The following is a 13,700-nucleotide window of genomic DNA, read 5'->3' on the forward strand; positions in this document are numbered from 1 at the left end:
GAGGGATCGACCCGCGAGTATGTCTGCGTCTGACGCGGACCATTGTGGACCGCCCCACTGACAATGCCGACCGCGACTCCCCCCTTCGGCTCCCGCGGGGGCCGAGCACGGTGCACGTTCGGGGCCGGTCGCACGGGAACTTCGCCAGATGTCGATCCGCTTGCATACAGTGACAGAACTTCCTCGCAAGCAGATCGAAGGGACGTACATGCCCATGGGTCACACGGCCACAGAACAAGCCGGCTCCGGCGGCCTGACAGCGACCGAGCACCGGCTGGCCAACGGCCTGCGCGTGGTGCTCTCCGAAGACCACCTGACCCCGGTCGCAGCGGTCTGCCTGTGGTACGACGTCGGCTCCCGCCACGAGGTCAAGGGCCGTACGGGCCTGGCTCACCTCTTCGAGCACCTGATGTTCCAGGGCTCCGCGCAGGTGAAGGGCAACGGCCACTTCGAGCTGGTGCAGGGCGCCGGCGGTTCGCTCAACGGCACCACGAGCTTCGAGCGCACCAACTACTTCGAGACCATGCCCGCCCACGAGCTGGAGCTCGCGCTCTGGCTGGAGGCGGACCGGATGGGCTCGCTGCTGACCGCGCTCGACGACGACTCCATGGAGAACCAGCGCGACGTCGTCAAGAACGAGCGCCGCCAGCGCTACGACAACGTCCCCTACGGCACGGCCTTCGAGAAGCTGACGGCCATGGCGTACCCGGAGGGCCACCCGTACCACCACACGCCCATCGGGTCGATGGCCGACCTGGACGCGGCCTCTCTGGAGGACGCGCGGGCGTTCTTCCGGACGTATTACGCGCCCAACAACGCCGTCCTCTCGATCGTCGGCGACATCGATCCCGAGCAGACGCTCGCCTGGGTGGAGAAGTACTTCGGCTCGATCCCCGGCCACGACGGCAAGCAGCCGCCGCGGGACGGCACGCTGCCCGACGTCATCGGCGGCGAGCTCCGCGAGGTCGTCGAGGAGGACGTGCCCGCCCGTGCCCTGATGGCGGCCTACCGCCTGCCGCACGACGGCACCCGTGAGGCGGACGCCGCGGACCTCGCGCTGACCGTCCTGGGTGGCGGCGAGTCCTCCCGCCTGTACAACCGGCTGGTGCGCCGCGACCGCAGCGCCGTGGCGGCCGGCTTCGGCCTGCTGCGGCTGGCCGGCGCGCCCTCGCTGGGCTGGCTGGACGTGAAGACGTCCGGCGGCGTGGAGGTCCCCGGCATCGAGCGGGCGGTCGACGAGGAGCTGGCCCGCTTCGCCGCCGAGGGCCCGACCCCGGAGGAGATGGAGCGGGCACAGGCCCAGCTGGAGCGCGAATGGCTGGACCGGCTGGCCACGGTCAACGGCCGCGCCGATGAACTGTGCCGCTTTGCTGTCCTGTTCGGCGACCCGCAGCTCGCGCTGACCGCCGTGCAGCGCGTTCTGGAGATCACCCCCGAGGAGGTGCAGGCGGTGGCCAAGGCCCGGCTGCGCCCCGACAACCGCGCGGTGCTCGTCTACGAGCCGACCGAGCCGACCGACGCCGCCGACACCGAGGAAGGGGAGGCGGACCAGTGAGCGACGCCACCACCCACGCCGATTCCCCCGTGAGCAGCATGGACTTTCACCCGCAGCCCCAGGGCGGCGCGCCCAAGCCGTGGGCCTTCCCGGCCCCCGACCGCAGCCAACTGCCCAACGGGCTCACCCTCCTGACCAGCCACCGCCCCGGCCAGCAGGTCGTCGCCGTCGAGATCAACCTCGTCGCTCCGCTGGACGCCGAACCGGAGGGCCTGGACGGCGTCGCCACGATCATGGCGCGGGCCCTGTCCGAGGGCACCGACAAGCACGACGCGGAGGAGTTCGCCGCCGAGCTGGAACGCTGCGGCGCCACTTTGGACGCGCACGCCGACCACCCCGGCGTACGGGTCTCCCTCGAGGTGCCGGCTTCCCGGCTGCCGCGTGCGCTCGGCCTGCTCGCCGACGCGCTGCGCGCGCCCGCCTTCCCGGAGAGCGAGGTCGAGCGGCTGGTGCGCAACCGTCTCGACGAGATCCCGCACGAGCTCGCCAACCCGGCCCGGCGTGCCGCGATGGCGCTGTCCAAGGAACTGTTCCCGGCCACGTCCCGTATGTCGCGGCCGCGCCAGGGCACCGAGGAGACCGTCGCACGCATCGACGCCGCGGCCGTCCGTGCCTTCTACGACGCCCACATGCGGCCCGCCACGGCCACCGCCGTCATCGTCGGTGACTTCACCGGGGTCGACCTGGCCGCCGCGCTCGCCGAGACCCTCGGCGCTTGGAGCGGCTCGACGGCCGAGCCGCTGAAAGCCTCCCCGATCGTCGCCGACGACACCGGCCGCGTGGTGATCGTGGACCGCCCCGGTGCCGTCCAGACGCAGCTGCTCATCGGCCGTATCGGTGCCGACCGGCACGACCGGGTGTGGCCCGCGCAGGTCCTCGGCACGTACTGCCTGGGCGGCACCCTCACCTCCCGTCTGGACCGCGTACTGCGGGAGGAGAAGGGCTACACCTACGGGGTGCGTGCCTTCGGCCAGGTGCTTCGCTCCACCGCTCCCACGTCCCCCGAGGGGGCCACGGGCGCCGCGCTGCTCGCCATCAGCGGCTCGGTGGACACCGCCTCCACCGTCCCGGCGCTCGACGACCTGTGGAAGGTGCTGCGCACTCTTGCGGCAGAGGGGCTGACGGACGACGAGCGGGATGTCGCCGTACAGAACCTCGTCGGGGTCGCGCCGCTGAAGTACGAGACCGCGGCAGCCGTCGCGGGCACTCTCGCCGATCAGGTGGAGCAGCACCTTCCGGACGACTTCCAGGCGCAGTTGTACGCCCGCCTCGCGGAGACCGGCACGGTCGAGGCGACCGCGGCGGCGGTCAACGCCTTCCCCATGGACCGGCTGGTGACGGTCCTGGTGGGCGATGCGGCACAGATCGCCGAGCCCATCAAGGCGCTGGGCATCGGTGAGGTGACGGTCGTCAGTGGCTAGTCCCGGCATGTGACGGAAGGTCATATATCGACAAAGCGGCTCCCGTGGCGATAGCCCGCCACGGGAGCCGCTGTATGTCCGGTTTATCTCGACAGGCGCCCCGGTTCTTGTGGCATCCCGCACAAAAAAGCGGTTCTGTTTGCCGATTGAAAGTTGCCCCGTTTAGCGTCGGTCCGGCTGTTCGTCACAAGTCCGCCACAACCGTGGCACCGGACAGTCATCGCCGAGTCCCCGTACGGCGCGAGCCAGGGGAGCCGGGGACCCAGTGTCCCTTGGGGTGAATCGGACTCCCCTCCGGAGGAGCCCGTAGGAGACCTTCCTGCTCCGAACCCGTCAGCTAACCCGGTAGGCGAGAAGGAAGGAAAGGACAAGCCAGTACATGGCGTTCATCCGTGCCACCGGGAAGCACCGTCGTGCGAGCCGCCCCGTTCGTACGACCCGCAACATCGCCGGCATAGCCACCCTCGCGGCGGGCGGCGTTGTCGCCTCCATGGCCTCGCCGGCGCTGGCGGCCACGGACGAAGCCCGCACCCACGACACCGGTCTGCAGCAGGCCGTCGTGCTGGGTGACGAGCTCGCCGGCCGTGTCGCGGCCCAGGCCGACGCGCAGCAGGCCGAAGCGGAGGCCGCGGCGGCGAAGGCGAAGGCCGAGGCCGTGGCCAAGAAGCAGGCCGAAGAGGCCAAGCGGCGCGTCGAGGCCGCTCGCAAGGCCAAGGAGCGCGCCGCCCGCGAGGCGGAGCGCAAGCGCCTCAACACCTTCGTCGCCCCCGTGGCCAACTCCTACGTCTCCACCGCGTACAAGGCCTCCAGCGGACTGTGGTCCTCGGGCAGCCACACCGGCATCGACTTCCATGCCGCCTCCGGCACCAGCGTCCACGCCGTCGGCAGTGGCACCGTCGTCGAGGCGGGCTGGGGCGGCTCGTACGGCAACAACATCGTGATCAAGATGAACGACGGTACGTACACCCAATACGGTCACCTGTCGTCGCTCGGTGTCTCGGTCGGCCGGCACGTCACCTCGGGCCAGCAGATCGGCCTCTCCGGCGCCACCGGCAACGCCACCGGCCCGCACCTGCACTTCGAGGCCCGTACCGGCGCCGACTACGGCTCGGACATCGACCCGGTCGCGTACCTGCGCTCGCACGGCGTCAACGTCTGATCTCCCGTCTCGCCCCGCCGCGCGCCTCGCGGTGCCCGCGTCGGCCCGAGCGTCCGCCCGAAGCCCCGGCTCCACGGCCGGGGCTTCGGCGTATCCGGGAGCGGGACGAGTGCACCGGATACGCCGTGTGGCCCGCGACTTCTGGCCAAAAAATATCCATGAATAACCGGAGTCCGTCGGAAAAGCCGTTCCGGTCGAATAGAGTCACGGAAAAGTCGCCGACCGGCGGCGTTTCCACGGGATTACGGCGGAGGCACGGAAGATGCGAGGCCATATTTCCGCGCATGCGGTGTGCACGGCGATTCGCGACGACATTGTCTCCGGTGCGCTGGCGCCGGGGAGCCGGCTGATCGAAGAGATCCTGGCGGCCCGGTACGGCGTCTCCAGAGTGCCGGTCCGTGAAGCGCTGCGCACGCTGCAGTCCGAAGGGTTCGTCACCACCCGCCACCATGCGGGCGCCTGTGTCGCCCAGCCCACCGAGCAGGAGTCCGCCGATCTCCTCGACGTCCGCGCCCTGTTGGAGCCGCTGGGTGCCGCCCGCGCGGCCGCCCGTCGCAGCCCGGCCCACCTCAAGGTGCTCCGCGGCCTGGTACGGCTCGGCCGCGAGCGGGCCCGTCACGGCAACCCCGCGGATCTGCGCCAACTGGACGGCTGGTTCCACGAGACGCTGGCCCAAGCGGCCGGCAGCCCCAGTCTGACGGCGTTGCTGACCCAGCTGCGGCGCAAGATCGAGTGGATGTACGCCGTGGAACTGCCCGCCCGTGCCGGGGAGTCCTGGGATGAACACGGCGCGGTGCTGGACGCGGTGGCCCGGGGGGATGCGGAGCGGGCCCGCGCCCTGATGGCGGCTCATGTCGAGCGCTCACTCCCGGTGTACCGGCTCCGGCGCCCCGCCAAGACGGAGGTGAGGGACCCGAAACCGCCCGTCAACACGGCGCGCGCCCGTCCTTAACAATCGCCCCGTATACAAAGAAGTGCCGAATGGACTTCGGTGGCGGGCGGTGGCGTTCTCTTTTCGGCCCGTCCGCAGTTTTATTTGCGCTGCCTCCATTGCCGCATTCGGGGCATTGAATAGCGCACGCTTTTTCTTGCGCGCCGACGATATCGGGCCATCCGGAAATCCAACGCGTTCAATGCACCCGTGCGGTGATTCGCGTACGACCCACGTGGTGAGGCGCGCACCCCGATATCCCGGGCGCTGCGGACGGAATCCGGCACTGCGGACGGAACCCGGCACAGCGAAACGGCCCCGCCGCGGCAACCGGTCACCGGTCGCCGCGGCGGGGCCGCCGCATGCAGCAGAGAGTCCTGGCGGGCTCAGACGGTCTCGGGGAGCTCCTCAAGGCCCTCGGCGACGAGCTTGGCCAGGCGGTCGAGCGCCACCTCGGCGCCTTCGGCGTCGGAGGCCAGCACGATCTCCTCGCCGCCCTGGGCGCCCAGGCCCAGGACCGCGAGCATGGAGGCCGCGTTGACGGGGTTGCCATCAGCCTTGGCGATCGTCATCGGGACGCCGGAGGCGGTGGCCGCACGGACGAAGATCGACGCGGGGCGGGCGTGCAGGCCCTCGGCCCAACCGACATTGACGCGGCGCTCAGCCATGGTGTTGCCCTTCAAAGTCGTGACTGTTGTCTAGACCAGTCTCTCACGCTGCCGACAGTGCTCCGCAGCCCTTTGTCCTGGCCTTTTGCGGCCATTGGTCCCCCCAAGGGAGGTCCGGCAGACCGACCGGACCGTACGTCCATACGGCATCCCCAGCCTGCCCCGCACCCCGAGCGTACGCGCGCCGAGCCGGTTGTCGGTGGCCGGTCGTACGCTGTCCGCATGCAGAAGCCGCCGGACCACGCATACCCGACCCACTGGGAAGCCGACGTGGTGCTGCGCGACGGAGGCACGGCGCGTATCCGCCCCATCGCCCCGGACGACGCCGAGCGGCTGGTCTCCTTCTACGAACAGGTCTCCGACGAGTCGAAGTACTACCGATTCTTCGCGCCCTACCCGCGCCTGTCCGACCGCGATGTGCACCGTTTCACCCACCACGACTACGTCGACCGGGTCGGGCTCGCGGCCATCGTCGGCGGCGAGTTCATCGCCACCGTCCGCTACGACCGGATCAATGACCAGGGGTTGCCCGCCAAGGACCCCGAGGACGACCAGGCCGAGGTCGCCTTCCTCGTCCAGGACGCCCACCAGGGCCGCGGTGTGGCCTCCGCCCTCCTGGAGCACATCGCGGCCGTCGCCCGCGAACGCGGCATCCGCCGGTTCGCCGCCGAGGTGCTCCCCGCGAACTCCAAGATGATCAAAGTGTTCACGGACGCCGGCTACACCCAGAAGCGCACCTTCGAAGACGGTGTGGTCCGCCTGGAGTTCGATCTGGAGCCGACCGAGCAGTCCATGGCCGTGATGCGCGGCCGCGAGCAGCGCGCCGAGGCCCGCTCCGTACAACGGCTGCTCGCCCCGGGCTCGGTAGCCGTCATCGGTGCCGGCCGCGCCCCCGGCGGCGTCGGCCGTACCGCCCTGCGCAGCCTCCTGGAATCCGGCTTCACGGGCCGTGTGCACGCCGTCAACCACGCCTTCCCCGAGGACATGCAGCGGCTGCATCCCGAAGGCGTGCCGGCCGTCCGCGCCCTGCAGGAGATCCCCGACCCGGTCGACCTCGCCGTCATCGCCGTCCCCGCGGACAGCGTCCCCGACGTGGTCCGCGACTGCGGCGAACACGGCGTCCAGGGCGTGCTGATCCTGTCCTCCGGTTACGCCGAGGCGGGCTTGGAGGGGCGGGAGCGGCAGCGCGCCCTGCTCGGGCAGGCCCGCTCGTACGGCATGCGGCTCATCGGGCCCAACGCCTTCGGCCTCATCAATACCGCCCCCGACGTCCGGCTGAACGCCTCCCTCGCCCCCCAGATGCCCGGCGCCGGCCACATCGGCCTGTTCACCCAGTCCGGTGCCATCGGTATCGCCCTGCTCAGCGGACTGCATGCGCGCGGCCCCGGCGACGGCGGTATCGCCGGTATCTCCGCCTTCGTCTCGGCCGGCAACCGCGCCGACGTCTCCGGCAACGACCTGCTCCAGTATTGGTACGACGACCCGGACACCGACGTCGTGATCCTCTATCTGGAGTCCATCGGCAACCCGCGCAAGTTCGCCCGGCTCGCCCGCCGCACCGCCGCCGTCAAACCGGTCGTGGTCGCCAAGGGAGCCCGGCACAACGGCACCGCACCGCCCGGCCACGCCGTGCCCACGGTCCGCGTCCCGGACAGCACCGTCGCCGCCCTGATGCGCCAGGCCGGCGTGATCCGGGTCGACACGGTCACGGAGCTGATCGACGCCGGTCTGCTGCTGGCCTCCCAGCCACTGCCGGCCGGCCCGCGCATCGCCATCCTCGGCAACTCCGAGTCGCTGGCGCTGCTCGCGTACGACGCCTGCCTGACCGAACGGCTGCGTCCGCAGAGCCCCCGGGTACTGCCCTCCGCCGCGACACCGGACGACTTCCGGGCCGCGCTCGCCGAGGCACTCTCCGGCGACGGCTGCGATGCCGTGGTCGTCACGGCCATCCCCTGGGTGGGGGAGGGGGCCGCCGTCTCCCCGGCCGACAGCGAGGGCGCCGCACTCGCCGCCGCGCTGCGCACCGCGGCCGAGGCGCATCCGGAGAAGCCGGTGACGGTCGTCCACCTCGCCATGGACGATCTGGCCGAGACACTCGCCGCCCCGGCCCCGGCCCCAGCCCCGGCCCCGGCCCCAGCCCCGGCCCCGGCGCAGTCGCCCGAGCCCGCAGCCCCCGACCCCGTTCGCGTCGAGTCGACCGGCCCCGCGGACCCGGTCCCTGCGCCCGCCGCCCGCCCCGCGGAACCCCCGCCGCCCGCCCACAATCCGTCGAACCGCGCACGCCCCTTGATCCCCCCGGGCCCGCCCCCCACCTTCGCCGCACGGCATCCGGCCCCGTCCCGTGACGCCGACGCCGCCACCCCGCCCCGGCCCCGCCCGTCCCCCCTCCGCATCCCCGCCTACCCGGCCGCCGAGCGCGCCGTGCGCTCCCTCGCCGAGGCCGTCCGCTACGCCGCATGGCGCCGGGAGGCCGCCGAGCCGGGCCGGGTGCCCGAGTACGACGACATCCAGGAGGCGGCGGCCGGCGCCGACATCGAGCGCCTGCTCGACCGGCTCACCCCCGACGCCCCCACGGGCCGCTCCGTCCCGGTGCCTCCCCAGGACGCTGAGGCCCTGCTCGCCCGCTACGGCATCCACACCCGGCCCGTCCTCCCGGCCCCCGACCCGGACACCGCCGTCCGCGCCGCCGCCCGCCTCGGCTATCCGGTGGCCCTCAAAACCACCGCACCCCATCTACGCCATCGCGCCGATCTCGGCGGAGTACGTCTCGACATCGCGGGCGAGTCCGAACTCCGCCGTACATACACCGAATTGACTGACTTCCTCGGCTCCCCGGAAGAGCTGCGTCCGGTCGTCCAGTCGATGGTGCCGCGCGGCGTCGACACAGTCATCCGTGCCGCCATCGACCCGGCCGCCGGTGCCGTTCTCTCCTTCGGCCTGGCCGGGGCGCCCTCCCAGCTGCTCGGCGATATCGCCCACCGCCTCATCCCCGCCACCGACCGCGAGGTCACCGAGCAGATCCGCTCGATCCGCGCCGCCCCGTTGCTGTTCGGCTGGCGCGGCTCCCAGCCCGTCGACACCGCGGCGCTGGCCGAGGTGCTCCTGCGCGTCTCCCGGCTCGTCGACGACCACCCCGAGGTCGTCGGCGTCGACCTCGAACCGGTCGTCGTCGCCGCGCACGGCCTCTCCGTACTGGGGGCGACCGTGCGCCTGGCCCGGGCCCCTGCCACCACTGACCTCGGCCCCCGCCGGCTGCCCGTCTACTGAGGCTCTCGTGGCCCGGTACGCCCCGTAAGATGGACCCCATGGCTAAGACCGGTACGACGACCCAGGGGCTGCGCGCGGCGATCGAGCGCAGCGGCTATTACCCGACGCTCGTGGCCGAGGCGGTGCAGGCCGCGGTCGGCGGGGAGCCCGTGGTGTCGTACCTCGTCCATCAGGAGACGACCTTCGATGCCAACGAGGTCCGCCGCCATGTCACGGTCCTGGTCCTGACCGGCACCCGCTTCATCGTCAGTCACACCGACGAGCAGGCCGCCGACGCCACCTCCCCGTCGCCGTACGCCACCACCTCCACCGAGTCCGTCAAGCTGGGCCGGATCTCCTCCGTGGTACTCAGCCGGGTGGTCGCCAACCCCGAGTCGTACACGCCTGGCCAGCTTCCCCGCGAGGTCGTGCTCACCATCGGCTGGGGCGCGGTCGCCCGCCTGGACCTGGAGCCCGCCGCCTGCGGTGACCCCAACTGCGAGGCGGACCACGGCTACACGGGCTCCTCCACCGCCGACGACCTCTCGCTGCGGGTCAGTGAGGCCGGTGACGGACCGGACTCGGTGCGCGAGACGCTCACCTTCGCCCAGGCGCTCTCCGAGGCCACCGCGGCCACCCCCTCCCCCCGCTGATGGTCCACATCGCCCCCGCCTGGCCGGAACCCGAACCCCTCGACCCGCTCGGTGCCCCCGTACCGCAGTACGGCACCGGTTCGCTCGCCGATCTGCTGCCCACCATCGCCACGGGGCTCGGGGTGACCGGCCTCGCCACCACGATGGAGCTGGCCCCCGCCGACCGGGCCTGTGTCTTCCTGATCGACGGCCTCGGCTGGGAGCTGCTGCGCGCCCACCCGGAGGAGGCGCCGTTTCTCACCTCACTCCTGGGTACGTCGTTCAACGGCAGCGGCCGCCCCCTCACCGCAGGGTTCCCGTCCACCACCGCCACCTCCCTCGCCTCGGTCGGCACCGGCCTGCCACCGGGCGCCCACGGCCTGCCCGGATACACCTGTGAGGACCCGGCCACCGGCAGCCTGATGAACCAGCTGCGCTGGTATCCGTGGACCGATCCGTATGTCTGGCAGCCGTATCCGACGGTCTTCCAGCGTGCGGACGCCGCCGGTGTCCACACCTGCCAGGTCTCCGCGCCGAACTTCCAGCACACCCCGCTCACCCAGGTCGCGCTCAGCGGCGGCACGTTCCACGGCCGGCTCTCCGGCGAGGAGCGGATGGACCTCGCCGCCGAGCAGCTCGCCGCCGGTGACCGTTCGCTGGTCTACACGTACTACTCCGAGGTGGACGGCAAGGGCCACCGCTACGGCGTCAACTCCGATGCCTGGCGTGGCCAGTTGATGTACGTCGACCGGCTCGCCCAGCGGCTGGCGGAACAACTGCCGCCGCGCAGCGCGCTCTACATCACCGCCGATCACGGCATGATCGATATTCCCTTCGATCCCGATTCCCGGATCGACTTCGACGAGGACTGGGAACTGCGCGCCGGCGTACGCCTGTTGGGCGGCGAGGGCCGGGCCCGCCATGTGTACGCCCACCCGGGCGCAGCCGCGGACGTGCTCGCCGTCTGGCGCGAGGTGGTCGGCGAGCAGATGTGGGTGGCGAGCCGCGAAGAGGCCATCGCCGCGGGGTGGTTCGGGCCGCATGTCGACGACCGGGTGCGTGCCCGGATCGGCGATGTCGTGGCGGCCGCGCACGCCGACATGGTGATCATCGCGACCGAGCGGGAGCCCCGTGAATCGGAGATGGTCGGGATGCACGGCTCGATGACCCCGATGGAGCAGCTGGTGCCGCTTCTGGAAGTCCGCACCTGACCCGCACGGCCCGTCGCCCGCGCGCTGCCCCGCCCCCTCCGTACGAGCCCGAAAGGCCCGCAACTTCCCATGCCCGAGCTGGTGTTCTTCTCCGGAACGATGGACTGCGGAAAGTCGACACTTGCTCTGCAGATCGAGCACAACCGCTCCTCCCGCGGTCTGCAGGGCATGATCTACAGCCGCAACGACCGGGCCGGCCGCGGCAAGCTCTCCTCCCGCCTCGGCCTGGTCACCGAAGCCGTCGAGGCGGCGCACGACATGGACTTCTACACACATGTCGTCGGCCACCTCTCCGCCGGCGGCCGGGTCGACTACGTCATTGCCGACGAGGCACAGTTCCTCGCCCCCGAACAGGTCGACCAGCTCGCCCGCGTCGTCGACGACCTCGAACTGGACGTCTTCGCCTTCGGTATCACCACCGACTTCCGCAGCAAGCTCTTCCCCGGCTCCCAGCGTCTGGTCGAACTGGCCGACCGCATAGAGGTACTGCAGGTCGAGGCGCTGTGCTGGTGCGGCGCCCGCGCCACGCACAACGCCCGTACGGTCGACGGCAGGATGGTCGTCGAGGGTGCGCAGGTCGTGGTCGGCGATGTCGTCGGCGAGGTGGACGGCCCACAGGCCGTGGTCGGTTACGAGGTGCTGTGCCGGCGTCACCACCGTCGCCGCCAGACCTCGGCCAGCGCCCGCGCGGCCGCGCTCTCCCCGGACGTACTGCCGGTCGACAGCGCGCGGTAGGACCGGCCGCCGGCGGCGGGGCCGAGCGTGCGGCGAGTCCGGGGGAGGGGCGGGTGCAACAGCCCGTTGTCCGCGGCCGGAAGGCGTGCGGACACGCGCCGGACGCTGGGCGGAACCTGGAGTGACAGCCCCTCAGTTCCGCTGGATGATCGTGAAGACGGCGCCCTCACTGTCGGCGACCGTCGCCAGCCGGCCGTGCGCGGAGTCCCGGGCGGCATGCAGCACCTGCCCGCCCAGCTCGGTGACCCGGCGGGCCGCCGCGTCCGTGTCGGGGACGGCGAAGTACGTCATCCAGTGCGAGCCCCGGTCGCGTGGCAGGGCGTTGCCCACGCCGTGGATACCGGCCACCGGGTGGTCCTTGAGATGCAGCGTCAGATAGTCGAAGTCGGCCGAGACCACGGGCTCCGCCTCGTAGCCGAAGACATGCTCGTAGAACGTCAGGACGGAGCTACTGTCCCGGGTGACCAGCTCGTTCCATGCGGGGGTGCCGGGCTCCCCGGTGATGGTGGTGCCCGTCATCGACCTGCCCTGCCAGATTCCGAAGATCGCCCCCTGGGGGTCGGAGGCGATCGCCATCCGTCCCGTGTCGTCGTCCGCATCCAGCGGCCCGACGCCCACCGTCCCACCGCAGGAACGGATCTGCTCGGCGGTCGCATCCGCGTCATCGCTGGCCAGATACGTGGTCCAGGCGACCGGGAGGTGGCGGTCGGGTGCCAGCTCGCCGACGCCGGCGACTTCCCGGCCGTCGAGGAAGGCCCGGGCGTACGGACCGAAATGCTGGGGTCCCGGGCGGAACTCCCAGCCGAACAGCGCGCCGTAGAACTCCTGCGTCGCGGAAAGGCTGTGGGCCAGGAGGCTCACCCAGCAGGGCGCGCCGGGCATCCGCCGGGTCGCTGCCTCGGTCGTCATTGTCACTCTCTCCTCGGAGCGTCGGGTGCTGACCATGTGCGCTACGGGCGCGGGTCCCCAGCAGATGCTCGCACCCTGTGACCTGGTGAGCGCCCCGGCCGCGCCGTCCATGGCAGGTTCGCGACGGAGAATGTCCGTTTTGACGTTTCCCATCCGCCTCAGAGGCGTTACCGCAGGACGTAACTGCGTCATACGGAGGGTGGGCACCTACCTTCTGTACGTAGCCGTCGCTACGCAAGGATGAGTCCCATGAATGCCATCATCACCGCTACCGAACTCGTGAGCGAGTTGGCGCAACCCACCGCTCCGGTGCTCCTGGACGTCCGTTACCAACTCGGTGGACCGCCCGGTCGTCCCGTGTACGAGGCCGGCCATGTACCCGGCGCGGTCTATGTCGATCTCGACAGCGAACTCGCCTCGCCTCCCGGTCCGGGTGGCCGGCACCCGCTGCCCGACCTCGATGTGTTCACCGATGCCATGCGAGCCGCCGGCGTCCGCGCGGACCGCCCCGTGGTCGTCTACGACGGCGGCCAGGGCTGGGCGGCCGCCCGTGCCTGGTGGCTGCTGCGCTGGACCGGCCACCCCGATGTGCGCGTCCTGGACGGCGGTCTCGCCGCCTGGCAGGCGGACGGTGGCGCCATGAGCGTCGATCAACCGGCTCCGCAGGAAGGTGACTTCACTCCGGTACCCGGCGGGCTGCCGCTGCTGCGGGCGGACGACGCGGCCGCCGTGGCCCGCCGCGGAGTCCTGCTGGACGCGCGGGCCGCCGAGCGCTACCGCGGCGAGGTCGAGCCCATCGACAAGGTCGCCGGCCATATCCCGGGCGCCGTGTCCGCCCCGACGACCGAGAACGTCGTCGAGGGCGGCACCGTCTTCCGCGACGCGTCGGAACTGGCCGAGCGCTTCGCGTCGCTGGGCGCCACGGCGGGCGTGGAGGTCGGTGTGTACTGCGGCTCCGGCGTCTCCGCGGCCCAACAGGTACTGGCCCTCGCGGTCGCGGGCGTCCCCGCCGCCCTGTACGTCGGCTCCTGGAGCGAGTGGTCCGCCGATCCGTCCCGTCCGGTCGCCACCGGCCCGCAGCCAGGCTGAGCCCCCGCCGGGGCCCGTAACAGGGCGTCGTACAAAGCCGTTCGCCCGCTCCCTGCTTGCAGGGGGGGGGCGGGCCGGGGGGGTTTGGGGGGGTGGGGGCCACGGGGCGCCCCGCGGCTACGGGGTGGTGGGGGGGGGGGCGAG

At 71.7% G+C, this 13,700-nt stretch carries 11 protein-coding genes and 1 riboswitch; of the genes, 9 read left to right on the plus strand and 2 right to left on the minus strand.

Annotated features, from left to right (window positions below; translation table 11 throughout):
- Window positions 1-214 precede the first annotated feature (214 nt).
- The 4 genes from ACWGI6_RS21985 to ACWGI6_RS22000 all read left to right on the plus strand — a co-directional run bounded on the left by ACWGI6_RS21985 (window position 215) and on the right by ACWGI6_RS22000 (window position 5,087).
- Window positions 215-1,555, plus strand: coding sequence for a M16 family metallopeptidase (locus ACWGI6_RS21985; RefSeq protein ID WP_453269114.1), 1,341 nt, complete (start codon window positions 215-217; stop codon window positions 1,553-1,555).
- Between the two features lie 38 nt (window positions 1,556-1,593).
- Window positions 1,594-2,976, plus strand: a complete 1,383-nt coding sequence (locus ACWGI6_RS21990; RefSeq protein ID WP_453269115.1) for a M16 family metallopeptidase — start codon at window positions 1,594-1,596, stop codon at window positions 2,974-2,976.
- A gap of 211 nt (window positions 2,977-3,187) precedes the next feature.
- Window positions 3,188-3,343: riboswitch (cyclic di-AMP (ydaO/yuaA leader) on the plus strand.
- Window positions 3,344-3,355: 12 nt separating this feature from the next.
- Window positions 3,356-4,135: a M23 family metallopeptidase gene (locus ACWGI6_RS21995; RefSeq protein WP_453269090.1), complete on the plus strand. Its 780-nt coding sequence runs from the start codon at window positions 3,356-3,358 to the stop codon at window positions 4,133-4,135.
- Window positions 4,136-4,397: 262 nt separating this feature from the next.
- On the plus strand, window positions 4,398-5,087 hold the full coding sequence (locus ACWGI6_RS22000; protein WP_453269091.1) for a GntR family transcriptional regulator: 690 nt from the start codon (window positions 4,398-4,400) through the stop codon (window positions 5,085-5,087).
- A gap of 365 nt (window positions 5,088-5,452) precedes the next feature.
- Here ACWGI6_RS22000 and ACWGI6_RS22005 read toward each other — a convergent pair whose 3' ends face one another.
- Window positions 5,453-5,734: an HPr family phosphocarrier protein gene (locus tag ACWGI6_RS22005; RefSeq protein WP_033267424.1), complete on the minus strand. Its 282-nt coding sequence runs from the start codon at window positions 5,732-5,734 to the stop codon at window positions 5,453-5,455.
- A 222-nt stretch (window positions 5,735-5,956) separates the two neighbouring features.
- Between ACWGI6_RS22005 and ACWGI6_RS22010 the strand changes: the two genes are divergently transcribed.
- From ACWGI6_RS22010 to ACWGI6_RS22025, 4 genes are all read left to right on the plus strand, one after another.
- Complete coding sequence (locus ACWGI6_RS22010) at window positions 5,957-9,001, plus strand: bifunctional acetate--CoA ligase family protein/GNAT family N-acetyltransferase (RefSeq protein ID WP_453269092.1); 3,045 nt, start codon at window positions 5,957-5,959, stop codon at window positions 8,999-9,001.
- A gap of 38 nt (window positions 9,002-9,039) precedes the next feature.
- On the plus strand, window positions 9,040-9,633 hold the full coding sequence (locus ACWGI6_RS22015; RefSeq protein WP_393909343.1) for a DUF5998 family protein: 594 nt from the start codon (window positions 9,040-9,042) through the stop codon (window positions 9,631-9,633).
- Complete coding sequence (locus ACWGI6_RS22020; protein ID WP_453269093.1) at window positions 9,633-10,823, plus strand: alkaline phosphatase family protein; 1,191 nt, start codon at window positions 9,633-9,635, stop codon at window positions 10,821-10,823. Before ACWGI6_RS22015 ends, ACWGI6_RS22020 begins: the two co-directional genes overlap by 1 nt.
- 69 nt (window positions 10,824-10,892) lie before the next feature.
- Complete coding sequence (locus tag ACWGI6_RS22025; RefSeq protein ID WP_453269094.1) at window positions 10,893-11,558, plus strand: thymidine kinase; 666 nt, start codon at window positions 10,893-10,895, stop codon at window positions 11,556-11,558.
- Between the two features lie 132 nt (window positions 11,559-11,690).
- Here the strand turns inward: ACWGI6_RS22025 and ACWGI6_RS22030 are convergent, their stop codons facing one another.
- A complete protein-coding gene (locus ACWGI6_RS22030) occupies window positions 11,691-12,467 on the minus strand; it encodes a VOC family protein (protein ID WP_453269095.1) in 777 nt (258 codons plus the stop codon).
- A gap of 249 nt (window positions 12,468-12,716) precedes the next feature.
- On the opposite strand from ACWGI6_RS22030, the gene ACWGI6_RS22035 reads away from it, so the two are divergent.
- Window positions 12,717-13,556 carry a sulfurtransferase gene (locus ACWGI6_RS22035; protein ID WP_453269096.1) on the plus strand — a complete coding sequence of 280 codons (840 nt, stop codon included), beginning with the start codon at window positions 12,717-12,719 and terminating at the stop codon, window positions 13,554-13,556.
- Window positions 13,557-13,700: the final 144 nt, after the last annotated feature.

The sequence above is a fragment of the Streptomyces sp. NPDC054786 genome, from assembly GCF_053611685.1.

Bases quoted from the DNA above. Each gene is read 5' to 3' on its own strand.
- ACWGI6_RS22025 (WP_453269094.1), top strand. From the start codon at position 10,893: ATGCCCGAGCTGGTGTTCTTCTCCGGAACGATGGACTGCGGAAAGTCG.
- ACWGI6_RS22010 (WP_453269092.1), top strand. From the start codon at position 5,957: ATGCAGAAGCCGCCGGACCACGCATACCCGACCCACTGGGAAGCCGAC.
- ACWGI6_RS22005 (WP_033267424.1), bottom strand. From the start codon at position 5,734: ATGGCTGAGCGCCGCGTCAATGTCGGTTGGGCCGAGGGCCTGCACGCC.
- ACWGI6_RS22015 (WP_393909343.1), top strand. From the start codon at position 9,040: ATGGCTAAGACCGGTACGACGACCCAGGGGCTGCGCGCGGCGATCGAG.
- ACWGI6_RS22020 (WP_453269093.1), top strand. From the start codon at position 9,633: ATGGTCCACATCGCCCCCGCCTGGCCGGAACCCGAACCCCTCGACCCG.
- ACWGI6_RS22000 (WP_453269091.1), top strand. From the start codon at position 4,398: ATGCGAGGCCATATTTCCGCGCATGCGGTGTGCACGGCGATTCGCGAC.
- ACWGI6_RS22030 (WP_453269095.1), bottom strand. From the start codon at position 12,467: ATGACGACCGAGGCAGCGACCCGGCGGATGCCCGGCGCGCCCTGCTGG.
- ACWGI6_RS21995 (WP_453269090.1), top strand. From the start codon at position 3,356: ATGGCGTTCATCCGTGCCACCGGGAAGCACCGTCGTGCGAGCCGCCCC.
- ACWGI6_RS21985 (WP_453269114.1), top strand. From the start codon at position 215: ATGGGTCACACGGCCACAGAACAAGCCGGCTCCGGCGGCCTGACAGCG.
- ACWGI6_RS22035 (WP_453269096.1), top strand. From the start codon at position 12,717: ATGAATGCCATCATCACCGCTACCGAACTCGTGAGCGAGTTGGCGCAA.
- ACWGI6_RS21990 (WP_453269115.1), top strand. From the start codon at position 1,594: ATGGACTTTCACCCGCAGCCCCAGGGCGGCGCGCCCAAGCCGTGGGCC.